General features: G+C 59.3%; 20 protein-coding genes and 1 pseudogene. 5 read left to right on the top strand and 16 right to left on the bottom strand.

Annotated features, from left to right (window positions below):
• Positions 1–2: 2 nt before the first annotated feature.
• Positions 3–935, top strand: coding sequence for a sugar phosphate isomerase/epimerase family protein (locus CFE428DRAFT_RS03475; RefSeq protein ID WP_131989063.1), 933 nt, complete (start codon positions 3–5; stop codon positions 933–935).
• Between the two features lie 6 nt (positions 936–941).
• On the opposite strand, the gene CFE428DRAFT_RS36925 is transcribed toward CFE428DRAFT_RS03475, so the two are convergent.
• Positions 942–4,838: a chitobiase/beta-hexosaminidase C-terminal domain-containing protein gene (locus tag CFE428DRAFT_RS36925; RefSeq protein ID WP_006978051.1), complete on the bottom strand. Its 3,897-nt coding sequence runs from the start codon at positions 4,836–4,838 to the stop codon at positions 942–944.
• Between the two features lie 160 nt (positions 4,839–4,998).
• On the opposite strand from CFE428DRAFT_RS36925, the gene CFE428DRAFT_RS03465 reads away from it, so the two are divergent.
• Positions 4,999–5,751, top strand: coding sequence for an AraC family transcriptional regulator (locus CFE428DRAFT_RS03465; protein WP_006978050.1), 753 nt, complete (start codon positions 4,999–5,001; stop codon positions 5,749–5,751).
• 152 nt (positions 5,752–5,903) lie between these two features.
• Here CFE428DRAFT_RS03465 and CFE428DRAFT_RS03460 read toward each other — a convergent pair whose 3' ends face one another.
• The 7 genes and pseudogenes from CFE428DRAFT_RS03460 to CFE428DRAFT_RS03430 form a co-directional block, all read right to left on the bottom strand.
• Complete coding sequence (locus tag CFE428DRAFT_RS03460) at positions 5,904–6,488, bottom strand: LOG family protein (protein ID WP_042724345.1); 585 nt, start codon at positions 6,486–6,488, stop codon at positions 5,904–5,906.
• Positions 6,489–6,612: 124 nt separating this feature from the next.
• Positions 6,613–7,566 (bottom strand): hypothetical protein, encoded by a 954-nt coding sequence (locus CFE428DRAFT_RS03455; protein ID WP_006978048.1) that lies wholly within the window; start codon positions 7,564–7,566, stop codon positions 6,613–6,615.
• A 154-nt stretch (positions 7,567–7,720) separates the two neighbouring features.
• Positions 7,721–8,876, bottom strand: a pseudogene (locus CFE428DRAFT_RS03450) (Gfo/Idh/MocA family protein).
• Positions 8,877–8,985: 109 nt separating this feature from the next.
• The gene (locus tag CFE428DRAFT_RS03445) at positions 8,986–9,309 is read right to left on the bottom strand and encodes a hypothetical protein (protein WP_042724344.1); all 324 of its coding nucleotides are present in this window, start codon (positions 9,307–9,309) and stop codon (positions 8,986–8,988) included.
• Positions 9,306–9,509, bottom strand: coding sequence for a hypothetical protein (locus CFE428DRAFT_RS03440; RefSeq protein ID WP_042724343.1), 204 nt, complete (start codon positions 9,507–9,509; stop codon positions 9,306–9,308). Before CFE428DRAFT_RS03440 ends, CFE428DRAFT_RS03445 begins: the two co-directional genes overlap by 4 nt.
• Positions 9,510–9,805: 296 nt before the next feature.
• The gene (locus CFE428DRAFT_RS35305; protein WP_083804946.1) at positions 9,806–10,183 is read right to left on the bottom strand and encodes a hypothetical protein; all 378 of its coding nucleotides are present in this window, start codon (positions 10,181–10,183) and stop codon (positions 9,806–9,808) included.
• A gap of 109 nt (positions 10,184–10,292) precedes the next feature.
• Positions 10,293–11,321: a sugar phosphate isomerase/epimerase family protein gene (locus CFE428DRAFT_RS03430; RefSeq protein WP_042724342.1), complete on the bottom strand. Its 1,029-nt coding sequence runs from the start codon at positions 11,319–11,321 to the stop codon at positions 10,293–10,295.
• A gap of 233 nt (positions 11,322–11,554) precedes the next feature.
• Here CFE428DRAFT_RS03430 and CFE428DRAFT_RS03425 point away from each other — a divergent pair, with 233 nt between their 5' ends.
• Entirely contained in the window at positions 11,555–12,280 is a 726-nt protein-coding gene (locus tag CFE428DRAFT_RS03425) for a PEP-CTERM sorting domain-containing protein (protein WP_157447413.1), read from the top strand.
• Between the two features lie 9 nt (positions 12,281–12,289).
• Here the strand turns inward: CFE428DRAFT_RS03425 and CFE428DRAFT_RS03420 are convergent, their stop codons facing one another.
• The 5 genes from CFE428DRAFT_RS03420 to CFE428DRAFT_RS32890 form a co-directional block, all read right to left on the bottom strand.
• Entirely contained in the window at positions 12,290–13,453 is a 1,164-nt protein-coding gene (locus CFE428DRAFT_RS03420; RefSeq protein WP_131989060.1) for a purple acid phosphatase family protein, read from the bottom strand.
• The gene (locus CFE428DRAFT_RS38685; protein WP_202797345.1) at positions 13,444–14,151 is read right to left on the bottom strand and encodes a Gfo/Idh/MocA family oxidoreductase; all 708 of its coding nucleotides are present in this window, start codon (positions 14,149–14,151) and stop codon (positions 13,444–13,446) included. The genes CFE428DRAFT_RS03420 and CFE428DRAFT_RS38685 overlap by 10 nt, the downstream gene beginning before the upstream one ends.
• 70 nt (positions 14,152–14,221) lie before the next feature.
• Positions 14,222–14,629: a Gfo/Idh/MocA family oxidoreductase gene (locus CFE428DRAFT_RS38680; protein ID WP_006978038.1), complete on the bottom strand. Its 408-nt coding sequence runs from the start codon at positions 14,627–14,629 to the stop codon at positions 14,222–14,224.
• Positions 14,630–14,721: 92 nt separating this feature from the next.
• Positions 14,722–16,200, bottom strand: a complete 1,479-nt coding sequence (locus CFE428DRAFT_RS03410; RefSeq protein WP_006978037.1) for a Gfo/Idh/MocA family oxidoreductase — start codon at positions 16,198–16,200, stop codon at positions 14,722–14,724.
• Between the two features lie 103 nt (positions 16,201–16,303).
• A complete protein-coding gene (locus CFE428DRAFT_RS32890) occupies positions 16,304–19,024 on the bottom strand; it encodes a PAS domain S-box protein (RefSeq protein WP_049975528.1) in 2,721 nt (906 codons plus the stop codon).
• A gap of 333 nt (positions 19,025–19,357) precedes the next feature.
• On the opposite strand from CFE428DRAFT_RS32890, the gene CFE428DRAFT_RS03400 reads away from it, so the two are divergent.
• The gene (locus tag CFE428DRAFT_RS03400) at positions 19,358–22,033 is read left to right on the top strand and encodes a hybrid sensor histidine kinase/response regulator (protein ID WP_006978035.1); all 2,676 of its coding nucleotides are present in this window, start codon (positions 19,358–19,360) and stop codon (positions 22,031–22,033) included.
• A 41-nt stretch (positions 22,034–22,074) separates the two neighbouring features.
• On the opposite strand, the gene CFE428DRAFT_RS03395 is transcribed toward CFE428DRAFT_RS03400, so the two are convergent.
• The 3 genes from CFE428DRAFT_RS03395 to CFE428DRAFT_RS03385 all read right to left on the bottom strand — a co-directional run bounded on the left by CFE428DRAFT_RS03395 (position 22,075) and on the right by CFE428DRAFT_RS03385 (position 24,870).
• Entirely contained in the window at positions 22,075–23,673 is a 1,599-nt protein-coding gene (locus tag CFE428DRAFT_RS03395; RefSeq protein WP_049975526.1) for a response regulator, read from the bottom strand.
• A gap of 51 nt (positions 23,674–23,724) precedes the next feature.
• Positions 23,725–24,114 (bottom strand): response regulator, encoded by a 390-nt coding sequence (locus tag CFE428DRAFT_RS03390; RefSeq protein ID WP_006978033.1) that lies wholly within the window; start codon positions 24,112–24,114, stop codon positions 23,725–23,727.
• Positions 24,115–24,216: 102 nt separating this feature from the next.
• Positions 24,217–24,870: a response regulator transcription factor gene (locus tag CFE428DRAFT_RS03385; RefSeq protein ID WP_006978032.1), complete on the bottom strand. Its 654-nt coding sequence runs from the start codon at positions 24,868–24,870 to the stop codon at positions 24,217–24,219.
• Positions 24,871–25,376: 506 nt separating this feature from the next.
• Here CFE428DRAFT_RS03385 and CFE428DRAFT_RS03380 point away from each other — a divergent pair.
• Positions 25,377–26,393, top strand: coding sequence for a hypothetical protein (locus tag CFE428DRAFT_RS03380; RefSeq protein ID WP_006978031.1), 1,017 nt, complete (start codon positions 25,377–25,379; stop codon positions 26,391–26,393).
• The last annotated feature ends 49 nt before the right edge of the window (positions 26,394–26,442 follow it).

The following is a 26,442-nucleotide window of genomic DNA, read 5'->3' as shown; positions in this document are numbered from 1 at the left end:
CTATGAACCGTCGCACTTTTCTCCAGACCACCGCCGCTGCCGTCACGGCCTCGGCGATTTCTCCCCTGTTCCAATCTGCCGCCGCGGAGAGCGCCGCAAAAGGCGTCTCCTGGCCGATCGGTTGCTTCAATCGCGCTTGGACGAAATGGTCCTACGACGTCGCGCTCGATGGTATCAAGGCCGCCGGTTACAAGCTCACCGGTCTCCTCAGTCGCCATCCGATCTACCCCGTGGGCAGCACTACCCCCACACCCGGCCAGACGGAGGCATTCGCCGGAGCCGAAGCCACGCCGGAATACCTCGATGCCTTGCACAAACGGATCGCGACCCGTGGCTTGGGCGTCAATATGTGCGCCCTGCGCAACCGGTTCAGCGGGCCGGTTGCCGACGTCATCAAGGATGTCCGAGCGCAGATCGACCACGCCAAAACGCTCTCCCTCGAGTTTGCTCTCACCTTCGGCGTCGCCAACCCCTCGGAATACGAGAACTTCTTCCAATCCATGAGTGACGCCGCGGCGTATGCCCAGGAGCGCGGCGTGAAACTCGTCATGAAACCGCACGGTGGCAGCAGCGGTTCCTCCGAGGAAATCCTGGCGGCGTTGAAGAAGGTCAATCACCCGAATTTCAAAATCTGGTACGACGCCGGTAATATCGTCTACTACACCGGCAAGGACCCGGTCGCGGAACTCGAGCCCATTGCCCAGCACGTCACCGGCTTCTGTGCCAAGGACTGCGCGGGAGAGAAACAGGAAGTGATGATCCAGTTTGGCCAGGGCCGGGTCGATTTCGCCGGCGTCTTCAAGAAGCTGAAAGCCGCCGGGTTCAATGGCCCGATCATGGTCGAGGGCATCGCCGTCGGCGCGACCCCCGAGGAGACCAACACCAACGCCCGCAAGAACCGCGAGTTCCTCGAGCAGACGCTGGCCTCGATTTAGACCGTCCTAATGGATGGTATAAGCTCCACTCCGCATCTGGCTATTGTTATAGCCGGGCGCCACGGAGATGGCATTGAGTGTTTCACTCGCGCCCACCGTCACTGTGCCGCCCGACGGCACTGACGCGGAGCTGGTGGTCGGCATGTAGCCGTTGGTCGTGTAGTAAATCGTCGCCCCCGGCGTGCTGCTGGTGAGCGTTACCGTCTGCGCGCCGGTATACGTTCCAAAACCCGGGCTCGGGTTGGGCCATCCTGCGGGCAACTCAAAGATGTACCCAGGGGCAGGCACCCACCGTGGCATCACATAGCAACTAATCCCCTGCGCCTGATACGTCGTCACCAAACTATAGCCGGACGGAGGCGAGGTGCTCGCGGTCGAGTAATAGTAAGTATTGAGCGTCGCGTTATAGAATTCGTAGAGCGCGACTCCTCCATCTGCGGAATCGTTGTTCGCAAAAACATAACCCTTCAGCACCGGATTCGCGTAGCCTTGGGCGGCAAGTTGGCCGCCTTCGGCGCCGCTCGCCGTGCTGGTCGAATAAGCGTACTGCGTAAATCCCTTCGAGAGGTTTGTATACTCGTAAAGCGGCACCAGATTGGGCGCGCAACTGGGCGCCGGTTCAATTCCCCCCACGCCACCGCTCCAGTTGGCCGCCGCCTCATCGATCCAGCCGTTGGTCACTAAAGTGGTTATTTCGGAGTAGCTGGTCGAGAAGTAATTAGCCTTGGTGACCGGGTTATACATCCAGTCGATGATCTTCGGTGGCGGCTGAAAAGCCATCGGCGAACCGAAGAAGAAATTGATCGCGTTCGTGTAGGTGCCAAAGGTCGTTTCCGGCAGCAGATTGCTTGGCAAATCACCCCGGCTGTTGTTGCCGACCACAAAGAGATTCGAGCCCGATACCACCAGGCCGACCGGTTGGTTCAATCCCGAAATCAGCGTCGCATTCACCGTCGCCCCCGAAGTGGTGTATTCGCCGACCACTCCGCCGCCGGTGATGCTGCTGCCGCAGGAGGCAAAGAGATTCGAACCGGATACCGTGAGGCCCACCGGCACATTCGGGAGGAAGCTGAATCCCGAAATCAGCGAGGCGTTCACCGTCGCTCCCGCGGTGGTGTATTCACCGATCGTGCCGCTGCCGGTATTGGCAATGAACAGATTCGATCCCGAGATGGCGATGCCCGCCGGATTACTCAAACCGGTGATCAGCGAAGCATTCACTACCGCCCCGGTGGTGGTGTATTCGCCCACGGTGCCAGTATCTCCGTTGAGGACAAAGAGGTTTGATCCCGAGACGACAATACCCGTGGCATTGTGCAGCCCCGTGATCAGCGAAGCGTTTATCGTCGTCCCTGAGGTCGTGTATTCGCCGACGGAGTTCTGTCGGCCATTCGCCACGAATAGATTCGTCCCCGACACCGCCAGGCCCGTCGACCAATAGCCCTCGCCGGAAATCAGGGCAGTGCTCACCGTGGCGCCGGAAGTGGTGTATTCCCCGATCTGATTTTTGACCGCGTCGATGACGAACAAATTCGTCCCCGATACCGCAAGGCCAGTTGGGCCGGTGAGGCCGGAAATCAGCGCGGCGTTGATCGTCCCTCCTGAGGTATCGTATTCACCGATGCCTCCATCGGCCACGACATCCCACGAAGCGAAATTGGCCGTGCCCAGAGGGTTGGGCAAACCGGAGGCATTGTACTCCTGAATGTTCTCCTCCAGCGCCAGCATGTTTTGCGCATTGTTCTGCGGCCGCAACGGAGCATTCCATCCTCCTCCACTATTGAAAAGGATCCCAAAGGAAGGGATGTGATTCTGGGCCAGCACCGGCAACAGAGGAGCCAGAGCGGTAAAGGGATCCGTCCTCCAATCCATATCCGTCTGGAAACCGGCAAAGGAAAAGCCATTGGTTCCATGGAAGGTATTCACATCGCTGGCCACCGCCTGCTGGAAGGTGTTTTCCGAATCGAGATCGAGAGCCACTGTGCCCACGCCGTCGTCCTCAATGAATTGTGCGTTAGGGAAATATTGCTGGACCAATTCGATCACGGAGGCGGTTTCAGAAGCCGCCTGATCGATCGTGAGTCCGCACCCGTATCCAGATCCCTGCCCGAGAGGTTGTTCATCGACCCCGAAGAAGAGAGGGCCGTCGAAGAAAATGTAGTCCACGCCACCGATGCCGCCATTGTCGGCAATCGCCGTCGTGATGTTCTGCAGGTCCAACGCTTGAGTGGCCAGGGTATCGTATCCCTCACCTCCACCGCAGCCGCTGATGCCTACATTCTTTTGCAACCCGTAGGCACACATCGCTATTTTGATGTTGTTGTTGTGGCAGAAGGTGAACGCATTGCGCAAGGCCAGCTCAATTGGCGATCCCTTGAAGTTCGCGGCCGACATTTGATAATCCGCGAGGTTCCCCAGCTGGATGACTTGGATGTGCCCCTGCGCCGTCCGCCACTGGGTATTCGGCGAGACGAACAAACTCGGAAAATCGTTGAAACTGGTCTTCGTGGAGAGCCAGTTCGATGAAGCCGACACATCCTGGCTCACGAGTGTGATGTTCGGGAGGTTGACGATGCTTCCCAGTTTAAAGCCTTGGAAGAAAATGTTGCAGTTACCGGTCGGCACATAGGCTGAGCCGGCGGGGGTGGTCAGCACTAAAAGATTATCGACGTAAAATTGGGCAATGCCCGTGCTGGTGTTCCAAACCACCGTCGCGGTAATCGGCCCGGAATAATCCGCGGCGGGGACGGTCGCAGAGCTGCCCGTCCAGGGGGCGCCGTTGCTCTGAGCAGAGACCACTCCATTGGCCCCGGCGCTGGCTTGAGGCCGGATGAGCATCCACGGCGCGTGGTTTGTCCCCGAGGAGGAAAAGCCCACCCCTGCCCAGCAATCGGTATTCGCCACGGCGGTAAAATTGAAGGTCGCGGTCGCGGTGTAAACAGTGTCGACGAATGGAGCGAAGTTATAACTGGCGATGACCGAACCGCTGCCGACAGAACCGGTATTCAAGAGCGCCTCGGTTCCATTGGCAATGATACTCCCGCCGGAACTGAGATTGGTCGCCCATGTGCCCCATCCTCCCGGAGTCGTGGTGGGAGCATGCCCGGTAATGCTGCTGGCGCCGGTATTGTAGGTGAAATTGTCCTGCATCTGCACGGCGGCGATCTCCTGCGCATAGAGCGTCATATTCAGGCAGTTTACCAAGTTGCCGGTCTTGAAGGCCTGCAGGAAGGCGTAATAGGTCCCGCTGGGTGGTGTGGTCGTCGTCGTCCAGGCGGACTGTAGGACACCATTGACGGAATATTGCAGTTCGCCCGTAGCGGTATTCCACGTTTCCACGACTACAATGGGCGCAGAGTAGGCGGAAGCGGCCATGGTGCTCGAACCTATATTGGTCGATCCCTTTTCGCCCGCGGCCGTGCCGTTGGAGGCGGAAGTAACCTGAGGCCTGACCAATACCCATGGCCCGTTGTTCGTGGACTTATTGCCACCACCGTTGCTGTTCGAAAAGCCGGAGCCTACCCAGCAATCGGCGCCGGAAGAATTCAGGTTCACAAAACTCCAGGTCGTCTGCAGCGTGTAAATGGTATTCGGCGCGGGGGTAAACGAATAGTTGGCCGTCGCAGTTCCGCTACCCACGGTGCCGGCATTGGCTGAGAGCACGGCCGCCGAACCGTTCGCCGAGATAACACTGCTGCCATTGGATCCGCTCTGATACAGCGTCGTCCATTTTCCGCTCCCGGTCGTCGGAGCGTGGTTGGTGATATCTGCCGTGGTGTAAGTAAAAACATCCTGCATTCCCGTGACCTGTGCGTGTAACCACGACGTGCCCACCATCATCACGAGGAAAAATAACACATAAGCACGAGAGCGGAATGAAGACGGCGCAGCGATCTGTTTCATAGGGGGGCTTTGGTTGTAATCAAACGATTCGCTCTAAATGACGTTAGGAAGAACGATCCGGAATTCGCGGAGCTGGGAGGAGCATCGCATGAGAGCAAGTTAGCTCGTGCTCCGACAACGCGGCTTGTATGGCCATGACGAAGTTGTGTAAAATCCGCTCATGCCTCATTCGCTCACGAAAGCGGCTTTTCTCCAACAGACCGATGCCCGGCAATTGGCTCTGCTTTTTGACTTCCTGCCGGAAGTCTCTTTTTTCATCAAGGACCGCGATGGGCGCTTTATGGCCGTGAATCGCCGGTTCTGCGAGTACTGCGGGGCGCAGTATGAGCACGAAGTGATCGGCCGGACGGACCGCGAATTTTTTCCCAAATCCCGCGCGGATAAATATCGGAAGGACGACGCCACCGTGATGCGCACGGGCCGGGCGATCATCAACCGCGTGGAAAACGCACCAGAGCACGAAGGCTCACCGCATCTCGTCTCCGTGACCAAACTGCCGTTGCGCGACGCCAAAGGCAAAATCATCGGCGTCGTCGGATTTGGCCGCGCACTGGAGCAGCTTCGCGAGCGTTCCGCCAATGCGGTGCGTCTGGCCAAAGTCGTCGAGGCCATGCACAAGCATCCCGAGGCCGAGCACAGCACGGCCCAACTCGCGCGGATGGTGGGCTTGTCCGGCAGCCACTTCGATCGCTGTTTTCGCGCGACCTTCGGCACCTCCGCGCGGCAATACCTGCTGCGGGCGCGGGTCGAAGCCGCCTGCCGTCGCCTGGCCGAAAGCAACGATACCGTCACGACGATCGCGCTGGAGTGCGGCTTTTACGACCACGCGCATTTGGCGCATTCCTTTCGTCAGGTGATGAATACGGCTCCGATAACTTATCGACGTGCGCACCAGATGCCGCCGGAGAAGTGACGCGCTAAACATTGCACGGATTCGGAATCGTCCGTCGGCGTCGCTGGCAGAAGTCGCGATTGTAGGGCGGCCATCCTGGCTGTTGCCGATCCACACGCGACGCCATACCTTTACCCGTGACGGCGAAAATCGCCGCCCCGCAGCCGCACTCTCTACGCCCCAGGCGTTCGATGGATGGGCTTGGGAACGTGACCGTGGCTGGTATTGGCAAGCCGTTCGAGGAGACGATCGGGATCCGATTCGACGGACAGCATGTCGCGATGTGTCGATGTTAGGAAACCGCGATCGCGTGTCTGATCAAGGAATTGCAAAAGCGTGTCGTAGAAGCCATCGACATTCAGCAATCCGACCGGCTTGAGATGCAAGCCGAGTTGCAACCAAGTGAAGGCTTCGAAGATTTCCTCCAGCGTGCCTATTCCTCCCGGCAGTGCAACGAACATATCCGCCATTTGCGCCATGCGCATTTTGCGTTCGTGCATGGTATCGACCGGAATGAGTTCGGTGACGCCATGATGCCCGCGCTCCTCGGCGACCATCTTGCGCGGGATCACACCGATTACCTCCCCACCCGCCGCCAGCGCCGCGTCCGCCAGGACGCCCATGAGCCCCACGCTCCCGCCGCCATACACAATCCCCATCCCGCGCTTGGCGCACGCCGTTCCAAAAGCCCCAGCAGCCTCAGAGTAAACAGGCGCCGCACCAAAACTGGAACCGGCATAAACACAAATCCGAGGCATACAAAATGATGACTGAGAAAGTGGGCTCTCGCCGAGCAAAAGTGACGGCGATGCTCGAAATTGAGCCTCCGGCAAAACAAAGTCGGTTTGGCGGCGACAGTGTACTCCTGGAAGGAAAGATCGCTCACTCAGTTGACGGAGCGGAAGATTCGGCGTCCTTCTCCAACTCCCGCCAAACCTCTGCTTCCCGAAATGGATTTAACGGGCCGAGGCTGCGGATGAATTTCGTCGGGCCTTTGAAACGGAATATCCGGTCGTCCGTGGTGCGACGAATTTGCAGGTGCCATAGACCTTCTTCAAAACGGAGATACTCCACATGAGCATTCCTTGGGAGAGGAGCTTTTCCCCACGAAGAACCGTCTTCGCTCCAAGAAAAACAATTGATCACCTGTGTAGATCCCTCCCCTGCCTTGGGCGGAGAATTCAATTCTCTTAACCCCTCTTCCACCTCGTAGGCGTGATGATGCCTTACAATAAAGACGTCCTTTCCATCTGGTGAAATCGCGATGCGATCTGAGCGGCTGGCGAGATCTTTCAATCGTGTGCTTCGCTCCTCGACGAACTGCCGTTGCAACTCGTGGACAACCTTGTTGGATACCCAAGTGACGTCGGACAGATGATCTAGCTGTTTTAACTCATGAGCGGTTTTCATGTCGGCTTGAGCCGACAGATAGTCGACGTATGCGATCCCGATAGCGGAGATGGCGCTGCACCAGAGTCGAAACTTCCCGTCCGCACGCTGGTAAAGGTATCCTGGCTGCAAAACCTGCCATTCGCTGTCCTCCCGATAGCGATCGAGCATGCAGTTCAGATCCCGCGTCGGTTCGCCTTTCGCCGACCAGTAAGTGATCGACTGCACTTTGTCTTCCCATTCGTAGATCACCGCTTCGTGATATGGGCTCGCCGAGAAGACGTATTCCGTGATGTCCGGTGCTTCTTCAAAGGGCGCAGTCTTGATTGGCTCGCCGTAGAGTCGGATTACCTGATCGATCGTGGAGCCAAGGGGAGGCATCCTCACCTGCTCCAAGCGGTGCCTGCCGAAAATATTGAAATCAACGAATTGTCGGAACTCGAACATAGTTGAGAGAGCTCGCTATGCGGCCGAGCGTTCGCAGCTAATATGCGAAAGGTATATCGCGGTTAACGTTGCAGGAATCGGCTGCGTGTGCCCAAGAAAAAGGCCGCTCCGATGCGGTTCGGAGCGGCCTTGTACAGTCATTGCCGAAACGGGCTTAGCTCACTTTCTTCACCGTCTTCCACTGCTTCTCGCGGGCGGAAGCGAGGACGGCGTCGCAGACGTATTGGGTCTCGAGCGCGTCGCGGAAGGTCGGCGGGCAGGGTTTGCCTTCGCCCACGGCGGTGAGGAAGTCGGCGACCTGGTGCGTGAAGCTTTCGGCGTAGCCGATCTGCAGGCCGGGCACCCACCAGTTCTTCATGTAGGGTTGGTCGCCATCGGTGACGTGGACCGAGCGCCAGCCGCGGACGATGCCTTCGTCACTGTAATCGAAGAATTGCAGGCGATGCAGGTCATGCAGATCCCACTTGATCGAGGCGTTGGCGCCGTTGATTTCGAAGGTGTAGAGCGCCTTGTGGCCGCGGGCATAGCGCGTGGATTCGAAGAGGGCCAGCGAACCGTTCGCGAAGTGGCCGTGGAAGGTGCAGGCGTCATCGATCTTCACTTCCTCGACCTTGCCGGTGAGGGTGTGTGTGCGCTGCTTGATGAAGGTCTCGGTCAAGGCGCTGACGTCGGTGATCGAGCCATTCAGCCAGAGCGCGGTGTCGATGCAGTGCGCGAGCAGGTCGCCCGTCACACCGCTGCCGGCGGCCTTGGCATCGAGACGCCAGAGGCCGGCGCCGCCCTGCGGGAGATCGGCGCTGATCGTCCAATCCTGGAGGAAAGTTCGCGCGGTAGTGGGAAGATCTGGCCGAGCTTGCCCGAGTCGATGATCTGCTTGGCGAGCGTCACGGCGGGCACGCGGCGGTAGTTGGTACCACACGGTGTTCGGCACGCCGGCCTTCTCGATTTCCTTCACCATCTCCTCGCCCTGCGGACCGTCGAGGGAGAGCGGCTTTTCGCAGAGGACCATCTTGCCGGCGCGGGCGGCGGCGATGGCGATCTCGGCATGGGAATCATTCGGAGTGACGAATTGTCGATTTCGCGTCGATGTCCTTGCGCTCGATCAGCTTTTTCCAGTCGGTCTCGATGGATTCAAAGCCCCAGTTATCCGCGTAAGCCTTGAGCCTCGCGGCATCACGGCCGCAAGCGGCCTTGAGGACAGGGACGTACGGCGTGTCGAAAAACTTCGCCGCGTTGTGGTAACCGTTCGCATGCGTGCGGCCCATGAAGCCATAGCCGACGATGCCGATATTGAGGGGTTTCTTTGCCATTTGGGAGGTGCTGAGAGTTGAGGGTTGAGAGTTGAGAGATTCTGAGAAGGGCGCGCATTCGAGCAAAGAAGCGGCGCGATGGCAACTGTGCTCAGCCAGGGGCAATGGATCAGGCATCTTTTCCGAAACGCTTGAGCCACATCAGCGGATCGGAGGCAGTCGGTATGATCGAACCAAAGACCAATAGATCACCATGCAAACCGTAGAGGACGAAATAGGGAAATGAATCGAGATTTTTTCTGCGGATGTCCGCGGCGATCGCGGATCCGGTGTTCAAAATATGCCCAGCGCTGGTCGGGCGTTCCTTGATCTGAGCCAGAACCATGTCAATCTCATTCTGAAAGCGCTGCTTCAGCTTGAGTGAGATTTCGCCGTAATGCCCAGCAAATCGCCGAACATCTTCAGCGAACTCCGGGTGATAAAGGACCCTCACTTGACCGCGCGAATGTACTCTTCTTCCGAAAGCCCTTGGATTCGCCCACTCAGAACTTCCTCTATCCGCTGTACACCCGTTTCCACCGACCTGTTTACCTGCTGCTCAGCCGCGACACTTTCGACGATCCGACGAGCCAATTCGAGGCGGTCAGCTTCGGGAAGTGCCAGAACACTTTCGGTGATCTGTGTCGGAATCATGACGTGAGATTAACTATTCTTTTCCCCTCGTGCAAGATCGCGAAATCCATGATGGGCGGCTTAGATTAACTCGTGGATGTAGAGCTTCTCCATGTGTGGGCGTACATCCAAAAAGTAAAGGTGTCCACATCCTCGGCATTTGCTTGGGTGCTCTTCGTCGCTTCCTGGCTGATTGTCCAATGTAGTAGCAAGAACCGGATGCCCACACGTTCCGCATAGAAACGCGGCGCTATCACCAATTGGGTCAGCGGGAATCTCATCTCCATCTCCATTCATGATGAGGAAATCCGTAATTTTCATTCGGTCGTTGTATGATGGATCCGGTCCATGCCGGTGCGCTGTGCCTTCAAGAAACCCGCGATGGCACTCAACGCATTAGTTTCAGTTCCAAAGTGCCGGATGATTCTTTCACACTGCAGGGCAGGCAACTCGCATTCATCGTGGGAGCAAACTTCGGCGAGCCAGCGCAACGCTCGCAAAGGTGATTGGTCTCTCAAAATTACACCCGTTTTACCAGCCATGTCGTAGCCGGCAAAAAGAGCGAGGACTTCAGCCAACGAACCGTCGGAAATATACAGGCGCGGACGCAAGCAAACGCATTCAGCAATAGTCAACGTTCCGATCTCCAGACCTTCAGGATCGTAGGCAATTGGTATTTCAAGTTTTTCCCGCATGCGATGCTCTCGGCGATTGTAGACTCCCTTTCCTGCTCCACAAAAGAAAAACACCCGCCAAGCTTTCGCCGGGCGGGTGTAGAGATGTGGCGTTGCTGCCTGTGGCTTGTTACCAGCCGTGGGCGTCGCGGACTTCGACCATCTTTTGGAGGATGGCGTTCCAGGTTTGCGGCTGTTCGAGCTTGGCGTTCGGGAACATGCAGCCGTCCCAGCAGATGTGCTGGACGCCACGCTTGGCGGCGTCCTTCAGCCAGTAGCCGGAGCACTTCACGATATCGAGCTTGCCGTTCGGATCATCGGCCGGGCAGTGTTTGCCGGTCTTGTCGTGGGAGCCGGCGCCGTGCACTTCGCCGTCGTTTTGGGCAACGTGGAAGTCGATGGTCCACGGGCGCAGCTTGTCGGTCATCTTCTCGTAAGCGGCCCAGAACTCGGCGTCGCTGTAGCCGGGCTGGAGCAGGGCATGCTCGGGGGCGTTGTAGCCGAGGGTGTAGAGATAGGTGTGGGCGAGGTCGGCCTGGAAGCCGAGGGCTTCGGGCATGCCGACGCCTTCGAGGACGTCGAGCATGTCCTTCCACGAGTGCATGCCGGCCCAGCAGATTTCGCCTTCGGCGGCGAGACGTTCGCCGTGATCCTTGGCAATCCTGGCGGCCTTCTTGAAGGTGTCGACGATCCGCGCGGTGTTGGCCGGCGCATTCTCGCGCCACTTGTTCACGCCGAATTCCGCGGAGTCGATGCGGATGACGCCGTATTTGCGCACGCCGTGCTTGTTGAAGATGCCGGCGATCCGGCAGGCCATCTTCACCGCGCTGAGGAATTTCTCCTGCTGGGCGTCGTCGCCCATCGAGGAATCACCCACCGTGCCGGGCCACACTGGGGCGACCAGCGAACCGACGGCGAAGCCCTTGCTGGCGATGAGATCGGCGATCTTCTTGAGCTCGTCGTCGCTCGCCTCGGGATTCGTGTGCGGGAGGAAGAGGAAATAATCGATGCCCTCGAATTTCTGGCCGTTCACGTTGGCGGCGGCGGTAAGGTCGAGCATGTGCTCGAGGCTGATGGGCGGTTCCTGGCCGGGACCGTCGCCCTTGCCGACGAGACCGGGCCACATGGCGTTGTGCAGTTTCGGGAGAGAGTGACTCATGGGGAATACAGAGGTGTTGGGCCTGCCCCCGCGCGGCAGCATACAGTCCCGTCGCGAATGATCGGGGGTGAAGCGTGGGACTGTCTGCCGAAAACTCTCCCCGGCGAACAAGCATCTTTTTCAAGGCGATGGGGGCTGCACCGGTCTGTAACCTGAATGTTACATTCAAATTTGCAGTCAAGTTGGAGACGTTGAAATACGGTCCGCTCTCGACCCCGTTTCCGTTATTTCACATGCCTGACAGAATTTCCCAAACTCCTGCCGCCCCCACGACTGCCGATGCCACGCTCGAGCCAGCGAAATCTGGCGCGTCCGTCCGCTGGCCGAAATTGCTGTCACACGTACAGCGTTTCGCCGTGTGGACGGGGGTCGCGCTCGCGGGAACTTATGCCATGGGCTCGGTGGTAAACCATTTCTTCAGTGGCAAGCTCAAGACGCAAGACGCAGAAGTCGTTGGTTCCGCGAGTGGTCAAACGTCCGGTGGTGGCAGCTATGGCCGGTGGTGGAATCCCTCGGGAGAGGGCAGCCATGCCTCCGTCAATGACAGTCGGGGTTCCGATGACGCCGTTGGCGCTTCGTCCGGCGGCATTTCGGTGATTCCCGCGAATACTGGGTTGCCCGTCTATTCCGGCACGCTGACTTTGACGAACCTCGCGCCGATCGGTTCGAATTCTTCCCACCAAGTTTACGACGTTCTGGGTTTGCGGACGAGCAATACCCCGCTCTCGGTCACGACCGCCAGCCCAGCCGTGGCCAGTTCCAGCAACGTGACCGGCACGTCTCTGGTGTCCTTCAGTCTTTCCGGGAATATGAATTTGGTGCCGGTTAACAATCTGGAAGCGGGCGGGCTGGCCATGACCCCGGCCTTGGTCCCCGAACCGGCGACAGCTACCATGCTGGCCGTGGGTTTGGCCGGACTCGCGTGCACCCGGCGGCGCAACGCGTCGCACGTGGCGTAGGCGGTTGAATTATTGCGTCGTGGACTGTGCGCGGGGCGCGAAGGTTTTGCTGTCGAGCACTTCGCCGCGCATGTTTTTCAAATCCAAGCGCAATTCCCGCGGCTCGCGGTGGAAGGTTAGCAGGATGAAATTGTCCTCGCTCTTGAGGACTGCGGATTTGGGATCGGGATACGGCGTGCCGGTGCCGCCCACGCTGGTGTTGTAATAGGTGATGCCATCGACCTCGGCACGCTCGGCGAAGTAGCCGAAGCCCGTGATGTTGAGTGAGTTTTGGGCCATCATCCTCCCCCACTCCCCGCCCTCCTGGCCGCGCACGGTGGCGTTGCGTTCGTTGTTGAGCGTGATGAGGAATGGCTGCTTGCTGGCGGCCATGAGGTCGCGATACCAGCCGAATTGTGGGCCATCGCGCTTGGGCGAATGGCAGGTCTGCCACGTGGTGCCTTGGTCACTGAGGTGGCTGAAATCGAGGGCCACGAAGCGCACGCCGAAATCCGGAATGTCGAAATGCCATTTCCAGCCCTCTCCGGGTAGCGCGAAAAATTGCCGAAAGGCAGTCGCGTCGACATCGTAGACTGGCTCCGTCGGCGGCTTCGGACCGCGTGGGCGGATCTCGCGATCGTGATTGCCGAGCAATGGCATCCACGGCGTGGAATGAAAGAGTTCCCGGTTGCGGTCGACGATTTCGCTGAATGCCGTGGTATCCGTGATGGCGACGAGTTGCCCTTTGTGTAATGCCGGCACATGATCACCGGCGCTGAGGAGCAGATGGGGCTTTTCCCGGAGCACCGCTTCGCCCCAAGGCGCTTTGCCGTAGCCAGTGTCGGCCACGACGGCGACCCGCAGTTCATCCGCCGGGTAGCCTCGGAAAGCGTAGATGGTGGAGTTACTTGCGCCAGAACGCACGCGGTAATGGTATTCACCGCCGCGATGCGCGAGTGGAATCTCGACATGATGCAAGGTGACCGCGTCTTCCTGGCGCGCAGTTTCCCCGAGCGCTTCCGTATCGCCAAATTCCACGACGGAATTCGCCGCCTCCGATGTCTGCCAATTCACCACGATCTTCGAAGGATCATTCGTCCGATGAGTGAGCCAGATGCGCTGGATGTCCTCCGCATGCACCGATAGGCCGGCCAGCAACGCCGCGCCAAAACAAAGCACATTCCTCATGTCCATTGGGCGAGCGGGTTCTGACGATTCGTGAGCGGCCAGGCGACGCGCTGTCCGTTAAGGCGATGCGATTCAAAAACGGCCATGATCATTTCGATCACCGTCCGCCCATCCGCCGCGCTGCAAAGCGGAGCGCGGTCTTCGTGGATCGCGGCCAGGAGATCGCGGGCGGCCAGCAAATGCGAAGAGACCGCCACTTTGATGTCCGCCATCGGCTCGGGCTGTCCGGGACCGGCGGAGCTGATTGGGATCCACGCTCGCGGTTCCTTCCCCGGCTGGAAAGGATTGCCGGGAAGCAGTTGCGCCAGCGGCTCGGTGTCGAAACGCAAATCGATGATTCCTTTGGTGCCGATGAGTTGCAGCCCGAAGCCCGAACCTTTCGCGCCCGCATTCACGATGGAATCGAAAAACACCGGCGTCCCCCGCTCCATTTCGAAACGCGCGTGCACGGCATTGCCGGCGATCGGGCCGATGCCTTCGGCACCCTCTTTTACATCGGCCTTGGTGACGGGGCGTTCGTCTTGAAAAAGCGTGGCCGTGCAGGCCTTCGGTGCGCCGCCGAAGAACGTCGCGAGGTTGAGTAGATGCGCGCCGAGCACCCACAAATCCTGCGCACCGCCGCGCGCGTCTTCCTTGCCGCGCATGCGAATCTCCAGCACCTGGCCGATGGCGTTTTCCTTGAGCATCCGCTCAATGGCCGGCAACGACGGCTGGTAGCGATTGCGATGCGCGACGGCGATTTTGACTTTGCCCTTGTCCGCCGAGGCGATGATTTCATCCGCCTCTGCCGGTGTGCGGCAAAACGGCTTCTCGATGTAAATGCCCCGCGCACCCGCCTCGATGGGCCGCCATCGTCATATCACGATGCTCGTCCACATGTCGGGGCGCGACCGCGACAATGTCCGGCTTCACCTCGGCAAGCATCTGCCGGTAATCGGCAAATCCGCGTCCGAGCTTGAGCTTCTGTCTGGCTTTCTCGAGTCCGTCCGCGTGGGCATCGGCCACGGCGACGAGCTCCACTTCCGGCATGTGCAACCACACCACGTCGAGACCGTGACCGTAGTCACCGTTGCCGGTGTGCCCGATCACGGCGACGCGCGGTTTGCGATCGGCTTCCGCCGCACGCGTGGTCACGGCGACGCCAGCGGCGATGCTGGTCGCGAGAAACTGACGGCGATTCATGGGGAGAAGTGCTTAGTTCTTAGTAATCGTTGGTGGGTGAGGCGTGTAGCTATTAAGCACTAAGCACTAAGCACTAAGCACTCACTACGTTTTCACACCCAGCCTTTGCGATACGCCGCGCGCTTCACGAAACGGTTGGCCGCTTCGACGTTCGTCACCTTCGCCGCCTTGGCGTCCCACTCGATGGCCTGGCCGGAACGGATCGCGAGGTTGCCCAGCGAAACGAATTCCGCCAGCGGCGCGGCGTAGTCGAAGTTCGAACTCGGCGTGCCGCCGCTGGTGATGCAATGCGCCCACTCACCCTGCGGATTTTCCGGGAATGCACTGCGCGTCTCCGTCTTCTTGATCTTCCCGCTCTCCATCTCCTTTTTTACATCGGCGAAGCGCTCTTCGGAATAGATCACCGGATTCTTGCAGTAGGCATCCGGCTCGAAAACGATGCCCTCAGTGCCGATGAACATCATGCCGCTGTGCGCCTTGTCGAAGACCTCCTTGGGCAGGCGCGGATCGCGCTCCGGTTTGTTCGGCGTACCGTCGTCGAGCGTGCCGTCGTGCCAGCTCACGATGAGCGCCGGATGCTTATCCGTCGGCGCGAAATGATATTTCAGCCGGGTCCAGACCGGCGCATTCAGCAAGGTGACCGGCGAGCTTTCCACCTCGATCTTCACGGGAATCTGCTGACCGAGAATGCTGAAGCTCGCATCCATGATGTGGCAGCCCATGTCGCCGAGCGCTCCCGAGCCGTATTGCCACCAGCCGCGCCAATTCCACGGGTGCGGCCCACTGCTGCGCTTCCGCTTTTTGCCTTCCTCCGCGGCCAGCTTGGTCTGGGCAGCGGCGTTTTCCGGAACCGCGTATTCGAAATAGGGCTCGTCGGCTTCCGTGGAGAGCCACAGGTCCCAATTCACATTGGGTGGGCAGGCCGGGTGCGTCTTGGTTAGCGGACCTTGCGGCCAGAGCGGGCGATCCGTCCACAGGCGGATTTCCTTCAGCGTGCCGATCGCGCCCTGGTCGATCCATTCCTTGGCCAGGCGCTGGCCATCCATGGTGCGCCCCTGGTTGCCCATCTGCGTCAACACGCCGGCTTCCTTGGCCGCGCGATGCAGATCGCGAATTTCCCAGATCGTATTGCAAAGCGGTTTTTGCACGCAGACTGGCTTGCCATGCTTCAGCGCCCACATCGCGGCCGGGTAGTGCGTGTGATCCGGCGTCGAAACGATCACCGCATCGATGTTCTTCGCCATCTCGTCGAACATCTTCCGGAAGTCCGCATAACCCTTGGGCGCTTGCGGCACGGGCAATCCCGCGGTGGTAAACTTCTTCGCCCAAGCCTTGGTCGCACCTTCGAGGCGTTCGGAATCGATATCCACCAGCGCCACGATGTTGTGGTCCAGGCACACCATGCCGGTGTCAACCTGGCCTTTTCCGTTGGCGCCGATTACGGCAATGTTCAACCGCTTGCTGGCTGAATCGGCACCGCGCAGGAGCAGATTGGGGCCGAAGGCGGTAGCGGCCGCGAGGCCAGCGGTTTGCTTGAGGAAACGACGACGGGAAACAGTAGGGGCGGTCATGGAGGAGGCTGGAGAGCTTTCAAACACTCTCTAGGCGGTCACGCGTAATTTGCTTAGGCGCAAATCACGCGTGCGCCTCCGACAAGAGTTGACCGTGTACCGGTTATGGCGTCGCCAGCACGGTGGCCAGCGTGTGCAGCATGGCTTCGGTCGTGTAGGGCTTGGGCAGGAATTCGCGCACGCCGAGGCAGCCGCCCTTGGCGACCTGGGCCTGGCCGCTGAGGCCGCTCGCAGCGATGATCTTCACCAGAGGATTGATCTTCACGAGCACCTGGATCGTCGCCGGTCCGTCCATGATGGGCATCATCATGTCGGTAATGACTGCGGCGATTTCCGTCTGGCGCTGGGCGTAGACGGCCACGGCATCCACACCGTCCGAGGCCAGCACCACGCGGTAGCCAAACGCCTCCAGCGTCTGCTGCGTCACGGTGCGAATCGAGGATTCGTCGTCGACGACCATGATCAATTCGCCATTGCCGCGCGGCAGGTCCGGCTGGTTGACGCCGACCGGGTCTTCCGACTCCTCCTGATAAGCCGGCAAATGAATCTTGAAGGTCGAACCGCGGCCCACCTCCGAACTGACGAGGATGAAGCCACCGTGGCTCTTGACGATGGCCAGTGAGGTGGAGAGCCCGAGGCCGGTCCCCTTCCCCAGTTCTTTCGTCGTGAAGAAGGGATCGAAGATTTTCTCGATCAACGCCGACGGCATGCCCGTGCCGTTGTCCTGCACTTGAATGATGACGTGCGGGCCGGCCTTGGCGTCGTGATGCATCGAGGCATACGGCTCGTCGACGGTCATGTTTTCTGCGGCGATGGTGATGCGGCCGCCTTCGGGCATCGCATCGCGCGCATTCACGCACAGGTTCAGCAGCACCTGGTGCAACTGCGTGGGATCGCCGAGCACGTTCCAGAGGTCCGGTTTCTGCGAGAGCTTGAGCTCGATATTCTTCGGAAAGGCATCGGCCACGATCTTCTGCACTTCCTTGAGGAGATGCTTGGGCTGCACGATGATGCGCTGTCCTTCCACCCCGCGGGCGAAGGAAAGGACTTGCTGCACCATGTCCGCACCGCGCCGCGCACTCGTCTCGACCGTCTCGAGCACTTCGAGACAGGCGGGATCGTCCGTCTTCATCTTCAGCAGATCGACAGACATGACGATCGGCGAGAGCACGTTATTGAGGTCATGGGCGATGCCGCCGGCCAGCGTGCCGATGCTTTCCATGCGCTGCGCGCGGAGAAATTGCGCCTCGAGTTTCCGACGCTCGGTGATGTCGGTATTGATGCAGAGAATCGATTTCGGTTCACCCTCGGCGTCGCGCACCAGCGTCCAGTGGCCTTCCACGGTGATCTCGCGACCGATCCCGATTTGTTCGACCAGTTCGCCGATCCATTTCCCCTGCTCCAACACCTGCCGCCGGGCCGTATTGTGGCGGTCGGAATCGTGCGCGGCATGCGGGAGCAAACGGCTGCCAATCACCTCCGCCGCATGCCGTCCGTAGGTCCGCTCGGCGCTCCGGTTCCAAAATTTAATGACGCCATCGAGTCCCTGCACGTAGATGGCCTCCTGCGCATTATCGAGGAGCGCTGCCTGCTCGCCGATCAAGTCCTCGGCTTCCTTCCGCTCGGTAATATCGCGGGCAATGCCAGCGATGCGGTAGACTTCGCCGCGGCCATCGCGAATGGGGAACGTGCGCGCCCAGTTCCAGCGGACCGTGCCGTCCGGCTGCACGATGCGATATTCCGCATTCACCGCATAAGGCATTTGCTGGAAAGTGCGGATCACCCGGGCGCGATCCTGCGGGTGGATCGATTCCAGGTAGGTATGTGGGTCGGGATTCAGCGGTTCGTCATCGCGGCCCTGAAGCCGCTGAAATGCCGGGTTCGTGTAGAGCATACGCTGCGTGGCCACATCGAGAATCCAGAAAGCATCGTCCACGTTCTCCGCCAACTGCTGGAATCGCTCTTCGCTTTCGCGCTTCTGCGTCACGTCCTGGGCAATGCAAAAGGCGCCCACGATCTTCCCATCGACGATGATGGGCAGGCTGGTGATTTTCGCCCGGCAGCGCTTGTCATCACCCCGAGCGAGGCTCAGCTCCGAGCAAGTCGTCTCGCCATTGAGCACCCGGGCAAAATCGCGCGCCGCCCGCGCATGGTCCTCCGGGGCCAGCACGCGGTGATACGGCAGCAGAAGAAGTTCGTCGGTGGGATATCCCGTCAAAGCTTCGCCCGCCGCGTTGAACGAAAGGAAACGCCCCTCGCGATCCAGCGAATAGACGGCGTCGGGATTATGCTCGAAGAGAGAACGGTAACGCTGCTCGCTCTGCTCCAACCGGCGGGTGGAGGCGCGCAACTCCGCGGTCACGCGCCGCAATTCCGCCTCGGTGCGCTTCACGCGCAGGATCGCGTCCACGCGAGCCACGAGTTCGTGGTTCGAGAGCGGGCGCACGATATAGCCATCCGCACCCGCTTCCAGTCCGGCAGCCTGCTCCTCACTGGAGATGCGACCGCCCGTGAGATGGACGATGGGAATACCCGCGAGCCGCGAATCTTCCTTCAACTGCCGGCAGAGGTCGCGTCCGTCGATGTCGGGCAGGTTGATATCGAGCAGGATCAGATCGGGCAACCGGAGGTGGAGCGCGGCGAGACACTCCTCACCTGAAGCGACGCCGAAGGCCTCGAAGCCCGCTTCCTGTAGAACCGAGAGACCGACTTCGCGAAGCATGGTGTCGTCGTCGACAAAGAGAACGCAGCCCCGGGAGGACTCCGGCAAGATTCGCAGTCCGAGTGCGAGGGCAATTTTAGCGGGATTGCGATTGGTAGGCACTGCAGGGTCTTCTACAGAAGGAAATTGCATACAGAGGAGAAAAGCAGGAAGCGATACATATGATTATTATGGAAAATACGGATATTACGAAGGGGAATTTACTGATTTCTGCGTAGCCGAAAGACGACAGCTTTCAGCCCCACCAAATCCTTTAACGCCTCGCCATACGACACCGTTCTCTACGCTAAACAGTCGGGAAAAATTACGTAAAAATCACACTGTTACGGTTGCCAAAGTAGAGAAATCCGCTCAGCATGTCGCCGCGGCATTTCCCATGAGAACCTCGGCTTCGCAACGTGTCGGTGCGCTGTTCGATCATCCCGGTAAGCAGGCATGAACCGGAGAGCGCAGCCTTTGTATGCCTTGCTGGTGGAGGATTCGGAAGATGACGCTTTGCTTTTGGTCGAGGCCCTGAGCCGGGGTGGGTTTGCTCCTGATTGGAAGCGCGTGGTGGATGAAGAGGGCATGCGAGCCGCACTGCGCTCCCGGGAATGGGAGATCGTTTTCTGCGATTACAACCTGCCCAACTTTAACGCTCCCAGTGCGATCCGTGTCCTGCGGGAATGCGGTTGCGATGCACCCATCATCATTGTTTCCGGTGCGGTCGGTGAGGACGTGGCTGTCGAATCCCTGCGGCAAGGAGCCAACGATTACCTGCCGAAGAACAACCTTCGGCGGCTCGTTCCCGCCGTGGAGCGGGAATTGCGGGAGTCCGAAGCACGCCGGGGGCAGCAATTGAGCGAGGCGAAAAAGCATTTCGCGGAGGAAGCCCTGCGGGCGTCGGAGGAGCGCTACCGGGTGCTCTTCGAGCGCAATCCTGTCCCCATGTGGGTCTACGATTGCACGACCTGGCGCTTTCTCCAGGTCAACGAAGCCGCCATTGCCCACTACGGCTATTCGCGGGAAGAGTTCATGGCCCTTTCCGTCCTCGACCTGCGCCCCGGGGAGGATGCGATCCTTCTGGGGGAGAGCCGAAGCAATCATCGGAACGATGATCCCCTCACCCGCGGAACGTGGCGGCATCGCAAAAAGGACGGGACCATTTTCTTCGTCGAAGTCGTCACCCAGCCGATCAAATACGGCACGACCAAGGCGCGCATCGCCCAGGCCCTCGACATCACGGAACGAAAGGTTGCCGAGAAGGAACTCACCCGAATCAAGATGGCGGTCGATTTTTCCACCGATGCAATCGCCATCCTGGATGACGCCAGCATCTCGGTTTATCACAACCGCGCCTTCGAGGAATTGCTCGGCTACACCCCGGAGGAATTGAATGCCGTGGAGGGTGGCCCGCGAGCGCTCTTCGTGCATCAGCAAGTCGTCGATGAAATCTTTTCCAGCGTCGCCCAATCGGGATCCTGGGCCGGCGACGCCTATCTCGCGAGCAAGTCCAACAAGCCGATCCAGCTTTTCGTGCGGGTGAACGCGGCTCTCGACGGTGCGGGCAGAATCATCACCACGAGTATCGTCTGCACCGACCTCCGCGAGCAGAAGCGCGCCCAAGGCAAGATCGAGGAGCAAGCCGCCCTGCTCGATCACGCCCAGGACGCGATCATCGTCCACGACCTCGCGGGCCGGATCAAATACTGGAACAAGAGCGCCCGCCGCGTCTTCGGCTGGACTCCTGCCGAGGTGACCGGGCGCCGGGTGCAGGACATTCTCTATTCGACGCCGGAGCCGTTCGACGAAGCCATGGTCGAACTGTTGCGCACTGGTTCCTGGACTGGAGACCTCAAACAGCAAAACCGGGACGACAAGGAAGTGCTGATCGAGGGGCGGTGGACCTTGGTGCGTGACGAGTTCGGCGATCCGAAATCCGTCCTCTCGATCAACACCGACATCACGGCGAAGAAGAAGCTCGAGTCGCAGTTCCTCCGGGCGCAGCGCATGGAAAGCATCGGCACCCTTGCCGGCGGCATCGCCCACGACCTCAACAACGTCCTTGGGCCGATCATCATGGCCGTGGATCTCTTCCGATTGAAGATGACCGATCCGCAGGACCTGGAGTTGCTGGAAACCGTGTCGGTGAGTGCGCGGCGCGGCGCGGATATGGTGAAGCAGGTGCTGTCGTTTGCCCGCGGTCTCGAAGGGCAGCGCACGCTGGTTCGCCCGGTGCAACTGCTCAAGGAGGTCCAGCGCATTGCCCGCGATACCTTCCCGAAATTCATCTCGGTCGATATCACCACCGCGGAGGACACCTGGAGTTTGCTTGGCGATCCCACGCAACTCCACCAGGTCCTGCTCAATCTTTGCGTCAATGCGCGCGACGCCATGCCACAAGGCGGCCGCCTCACGCTGAATGCTTGCAATCAACGCATCGATGACCACTTCGCCGCGATGCATCCCGAAGCGCGGCCAGGTCCGCATGTGGTGCTGGAAGTCGCCGACAGCGGCACTGGCATGACGCCCGACGTGATCGAGAAAATCTTCGAGCCGTTTTTCACCACCAAGGAAGTCGGTAAAGGCACCGGGCTGGGTCTTTCCACCACCCTTGCCATCGTGCGCAGCCACAATGGATTTGTGACGGTGGAGAGCCACCCCGGGAAGGGCACCAAATTCCGCGTGCATCTCCCCGCGGAACTCGACGACGTGGAAGCGAATCACAGCGAAGGTGGTGACGTTTTTCCCCGCGGCCAGGGCGAGTGCATTCTCGTCATCGACGACGAGGCCTCGGTCCGCTCCATCACCAGCCAGACGTTGGAAGCCTTTGGCTACCGGGTGGTCATCGCGGTGGATGGTGCGGAGGGCGTAGCCAAGTACGCCCAGCACATGAACGAGATCGCCGCGGTCATCACCGACATGATGATGCCCGTGATGGACGGCGTCGCGACCATCCGCGCCCTTTCGCGGCTGGATCCGAATATCAAGATCATCGCCGCCAGCGGCCTCGCGACCAAGGGCGCCGAAGCGGAAGCAGCCGGCGCCGGCGTGAAACTCTTCCTGCCCAAGCCTTACACCGCATCCTCGCTGCTGGTTGCATTACGCGATCTTCTGCGACCGGGAAATTAGAGTTTAGGCGACGTTTTTTCTCAAAATGCTCTCGAGTCCCGTTACGCGACGGGAAGGAGCGTGAGGTCGGAAGTGTGCCGGTCTTCCATGACGTTGCGTAAAGCGGCACGGAGTTCCTCGCGGATCAACGGTTTCTTGAGCACGCAATCGATGGTCGTGGGTTGCTGTTCAGGACCGAAGGCAAAGCCAGTCAACAGGATTACTGACTTGGCGGGATTGATGCGGTGCACGATCTCGGCGAGTTGCAGTCCATTCATGCCAGGCATGCCGTGATCTGTGATGACGATATCGAAATCTTCGCTCATGAAATGCCGCACCGCGTCGTTGCCATTGGAGGCGGTCATGACCCGGTGGCCATCTCCGCGGAGATAACCCGAGACCACTTCGCGCGTGTTTGGTTCATCGTCCACGACGAGCACGCGGAGCGTGCGATCGAGGGCATGGCAGGCTTCTTCTTCCTCCACGATCGGCGCATGATTGCACGGCAGGGTAATGACAAATGTCGTCCCCTCCCCGAGCACAGTCTCAATATCCATGGTGCCTTCGTGACGGCGGACGATACCGAAGGACATGGCCAGGCCCAACCCGGTGCCATCGTCGCCCTTTGTGGAAAAGAACGGCTCGAGACAGCGCTGGCGCACTTCCTCAGTCATGCCGGTGCCGGTATCCGCCACTTCGATGCGGATCGCGTCTTCCAGCGGAACAGTGCGCAGCGTGATGGTTCCACCCTTGGGCATCGCGTCCACGGCGTTGAACACGAGATTCATCAAGGTCTCGCGCAATTCCGAGCTGTTGCCCAGGACGGGCGGCAGTTTTTGCAGTTCCAAATCCACGCGAATGGTCCGACCGCTCTCGAGCGCTTGACCGTGCCATTTCGGTTTGGTCAACGGGACGATCTCCTCGATGAGATCGTTCACGTCCACGGCGGTGAAGACATCGTTTTCCTCACGCGGACGATAGAAATCGCGCAACCGGGAAACCACGTGAGAGGCGTCGCGGCCGGCGATGTTCATCGTCTTGAGATATTCCCGAAGTAGTTCGCGATCATCGATCAGTTCCGCATTCTGGAGCAGGAGTTCGGTGTAACCGATGATCGCCATGAGGGCGTTGTTGAAGTCGTGGCAGACGCCGCCGGCCATTTCACCGAAGGCGCGAAAGCGTTCCTGCTGGACCATCTGGCGCTGGTTGGTCTGCAACTCCGTGAGCGCCTTTTGCAACTCGACGGTGCGCTCGGTCACTTTCTGCTCGAGCACGCGATTCTGCGCTTCGATCTCGAGATACTGCATGCGCGTTTGCAACAAGCTGCGCACGCGCATCTGCATCTCGGAACTATCGAAAGGCTTGAAGAGGATATCGGTCGCCCCGGCGATGAGCGCGCGGCGTTTGATCTGCGGATCCTGCGCTCCCGTGAGCACGAGGATGGGCAGGCAGGCTTCCCGTGGCAGATAGTTGCGGATCTGCTCGACGAGCTGAATGCCGTCCATCTCCGGCATCTCAATGTCGGTAATGATCAGGTCGGGCTGGAACGCCTCGAACTCCTCGAGAATCCGTGTCGGGTCCGTCAACTTGCGCAGATGCTTGAATCGCAGGCGATCCAGCACGCTTTCCAGCAGACAGAGGCTGCGAACCTCATCGTCCACGAGAAGAATGCGCCCCTGGCGAAGAGATTCCTCGGTTATAGCCACAATCTCTTAGGCGAGTTGCGGTTCCGGTTTAAAGCGCGGGCAGAGGCTGCGCACCGTATCCAGGAGAAGGTGCGGATCGACGGGCTTGGCCAGATAGCGCACACCGTGGTGCACGCCGGCTTCGCTCTTGGAAATGAGCGAGGTCACGAAAATGACGGGAACTCGCGACAGGAGGGCGTCATCGCCCAGTTCTCGCGAAATCGCGCCGCCATCCTTGCCGGGCATATCGACGTCCAGCAGGATCAGGTCGGGGCGGAATTGGCGGGCGGTCGCCAGCGCGGCAAAAGGGCGGTTCTCTTCCAGGACGTCATACCCCCCCACTCGGTTCAGGATCGTCGCGACCAGGCGCGAGAGTTTCGGATCATCATCAACAACGAGGATTTTGCTTGTAGCCATGCCGTTATTCACAAGCAGGCAGCGTGCACCCTTTAAAAGGGAAACTACGTATCAGCTCTACGTGAATTCCCCGACGAGGCTTTCGCGACGTGCGAAAGTCTTTTAGGCGGAAATGATGTGATTGCGGATCGCGTAGCGTACGAGATCGCTGAAGGACTTGAATTTCAACTTCTTCATGATCGCCGCGCGGTGCGTTTCCACCGTCTTCACACTGATTCCCAGTGAGTCCGCCACCTCCTTGTTGCTCGCGCCCTCGGCGAGCAATTGCACGATTTCGCGTTCCCGGTCGGTCAGCCTTCCATCAACGGTCTGCTCTTCGTCCTTGGGTTTCCCATGCAGGAATTTGGCAAAAAGAATCTCCCCAACCTGGGTGGTGAAATACGGTTTATGCGCGGCCAGTGCGGTGAGAGCGGCTTCCAGTTGCTCGCGCCCGTCGGTCTTGAGAATGTAACTGCGCGCACCGGCTTCGAAGACCTGGCGGATGAGCTCTTCCGTCTCCAACCCGGTGAACATGAGAATTTCCGTGGCTGGGGCGATCTTCTTAATCTGCCGCGTCGCTTCGAGGCCGTTCAGCTCGGGCATGGTCACGTCCATGACCACGATCTGAGGCTGCAACTTTTCGACCATCTCCACTGCTTCCCGCCCGGTCGACGCTTCACCGCAGACTTCCCATCCTTCGAGCAACTCCACTACCGCACGAACGCCCCTGCGCATCACTTGATGGTCATCGGCGATCAATACTTTCGTAGTTTCCATGGGTGCGAATTGGACAGAGAGAAATTTACTTCAAAGACCGTGGTCTTTTCAAACACTTAGCTCCGGTTTCGCCGAAGGAAACTCATTCCTAATTTTCAGGCGAAAAATACATAGTTCCCCTACCTCATTGAAACCACTACCTGCTTCTTTCAACGGTGCCATACTCTCCGCGGTCCAGCCAAAGATCGCCGATTTTCCCAAAATGATCCCATTTTCTCAATTTTGCGTAGATCAGCTCCATTTTGAGCATCATTGCACCGCATCCGCTTCACAATCACGTCTGGCGACTATTCGTATTAACACGCATTACACATCCGCATGATTTTACGCAAGTTTTTTGCGTATTTCGACGAAAATCCTTTTGCCGGGCGGGCTTGCTGCTTAACCAAGCTAAAATAATCGGCTTTCCCCTGCCCTTCACCTCTGCCCATCCCTCCTTTGTTTTCCAGCCTCTTCCATCTCCAACCCCATCACACGAATCGCCTGCGGTCCCTGCTTAACGCTCGATGAAAGGCGAACTTTTCATCCTCATCGGCGAAGCGATCGGGGTCTATTTCCTCGTGCTCTGGGCTCACTCCCTGCGGAGTCGGTGCGGGTTGGCCCATTTCTATGCGCTAATCGGCAGCCTCACCGCAGTCATGTCCTGGGTGACCGATGCCGGCGTGAAGGTATTTCTTCCTCATGTGGAACTGATGGTCGGCTCCACGGTCTTTTACACCGCGTTGCTCTTGGGGGTCTTTGTGGTCTACGTCTTCGACGGTCCCCGGGCTACCCGCATCGCCATTTCCACGATCGCCGGCGTCTCCATCATCGTGCCGATCATTGCCTTGATCCTGCATATGCAGATCAAGCTGTCGGATTCTCCGCCGATGGGCCACGTCCCCATTCCCAGCCTGCGCATCAACAGCGCTTCGGTCATTACCACGATCGCGGATCTGATCTTCCTCGCCATCGCGTGGGAATTCCTCGGCAAGCCGCGGATCAATCTGCCCTTGTGGCTGCGTTCCTTCTTCACGTTGTTGGGGGTCATGTGGCTGGACGTGCTGCTCTTTTCCACCGGCGCTTTCTTCGGCACTCCCGACTATCTGCACATTTTGACCGGCACGTTGGTCAGCCGGTTGATCATCTCGGTTTTCGCCTACCCATTCCTCTATCTCTACCTCGACCGTCAGAACAAAAAATTCGGCATGGTTATCGAGCATCGTCCCGTGCTCGCGATTCTCAAGGAAGTGGGCGAAGTGCGCCTGGAGCTGAGCCTCGCCCAGCAGGAAATCGAGCGCCGCAAGAAAGTGGAGCGCGAAAAGGAAAGCCTCATCGAACAACTCCAGAAGGCGCTGAACGAGGTGAAGACCCTGCGCGGGATTCTTCCGACCTGCGCCTATTGCAAAGACATTCGCGACGAAGGCGGCGACTGGCATCAACTCGAGGAATTCATCCAGAGCCGTAGCGAGGCGAAATTCAGCCACGGCATTTGTCCGGATTGCCGGAAAGTCCATTTCCCGCACGTACGCGAGACGGTGTAGTGAATTCTCGCTAGATGACGGGAATCGAAGCCGGGGGTATCGAGAGCAA

Source organism: Chthoniobacter flavus Ellin428, from assembly GCF_000173075.1.
GTDB lineage: Bacteria > Verrucomicrobiota > Verrucomicrobiia > Chthoniobacterales > Chthoniobacteraceae > Chthoniobacter > Chthoniobacter flavus.
The sequence above is the reverse complement of the archived record's forward strand: the minus strand, read 5'-3'. Positions and strand labels throughout refer to the sequence as shown.

What these genes read in the sequence shown, in the direction of transcription:
- CFE428DRAFT_RS03475 (WP_131989063.1), top strand. Translation starts at nt 3, where the DNA reads ATGAACCGTCGCACTTTTCTCCAGACCACCGCCGCTGCCGTCACGGCC.
- CFE428DRAFT_RS36925 (WP_006978051.1), bottom strand. Translation starts at nt 4,838, where the DNA reads ATGAAACAGATCGCTGCGCCGTCTTCATTCCGCTCTCGTGCTTATGTG.
- CFE428DRAFT_RS03465 (WP_006978050.1), top strand. Translation starts at nt 4,999, where the DNA reads ATGCCTCATTCGCTCACGAAAGCGGCTTTTCTCCAACAGACCGATGCC.
- CFE428DRAFT_RS03460 (WP_042724345.1), bottom strand. Translation starts at nt 6,488, where the DNA reads ATGCCTCGGATTTGTGTTTATGCCGGTTCCAGTTTTGGTGCGGCGCCT.
- CFE428DRAFT_RS03455 (WP_006978048.1), bottom strand. Translation starts at nt 7,566, where the DNA reads ATGTTCGAGTTCCGACAATTCGTTGATTTCAATATTTTCGGCAGGCAC.
- CFE428DRAFT_RS03440 (WP_042724343.1), bottom strand. Translation starts at nt 9,509, where the DNA reads ATGATTCCGACACAGATCACCGAAAGTGTTCTGGCACTTCCCGAAGCT.
- CFE428DRAFT_RS35305 (WP_083804946.1), bottom strand. Translation starts at nt 10,183, where the DNA reads ATGCGGGAAAAACTTGAAATACCAATTGCCTACGATCCTGAAGGTCTG.
- CFE428DRAFT_RS03430 (WP_042724342.1), bottom strand. Translation starts at nt 11,321, where the DNA reads ATGAGTCACTCTCTCCCGAAACTGCACAACGCCATGTGGCCCGGTCTC.
- CFE428DRAFT_RS03425 (WP_157447413.1), top strand. Translation starts at nt 11,555, where the DNA reads ATGCCTGACAGAATTTCCCAAACTCCTGCCGCCCCCACGACTGCCGAT.
- CFE428DRAFT_RS03420 (WP_131989060.1), bottom strand. Translation starts at nt 13,453, where the DNA reads ATGGACATGAGGAATGTGCTTTGTTTTGGCGCGGCGTTGCTGGCCGGC.
- CFE428DRAFT_RS38680 (WP_006978038.1), bottom strand. Translation starts at nt 14,629, where the DNA reads ATGAATCGCCGTCAGTTTCTCGCGACCAGCATCGCCGCTGGCGTCGCC.
- CFE428DRAFT_RS03410 (WP_006978037.1), bottom strand. Translation starts at nt 16,200, where the DNA reads ATGACCGCCCCTACTGTTTCCCGTCGTCGTTTCCTCAAGCAAACCGCT.
- CFE428DRAFT_RS03400 (WP_006978035.1), top strand. Translation starts at nt 19,358, where the DNA reads ATGAACCGGAGAGCGCAGCCTTTGTATGCCTTGCTGGTGGAGGATTCG.
- CFE428DRAFT_RS03390 (WP_006978033.1), bottom strand. Translation starts at nt 24,114, where the DNA reads ATGGCTACAAGCAAAATCCTCGTTGTTGATGATGATCCGAAACTCTCG.
- CFE428DRAFT_RS03385 (WP_006978032.1), bottom strand. Translation starts at nt 24,870, where the DNA reads ATGGAAACTACGAAAGTATTGATCGCCGATGACCATCAAGTGATGCGC.
- CFE428DRAFT_RS03380 (WP_006978031.1), top strand. Translation starts at nt 25,377, where the DNA reads ATGAAAGGCGAACTTTTCATCCTCATCGGCGAAGCGATCGGGGTCTAT.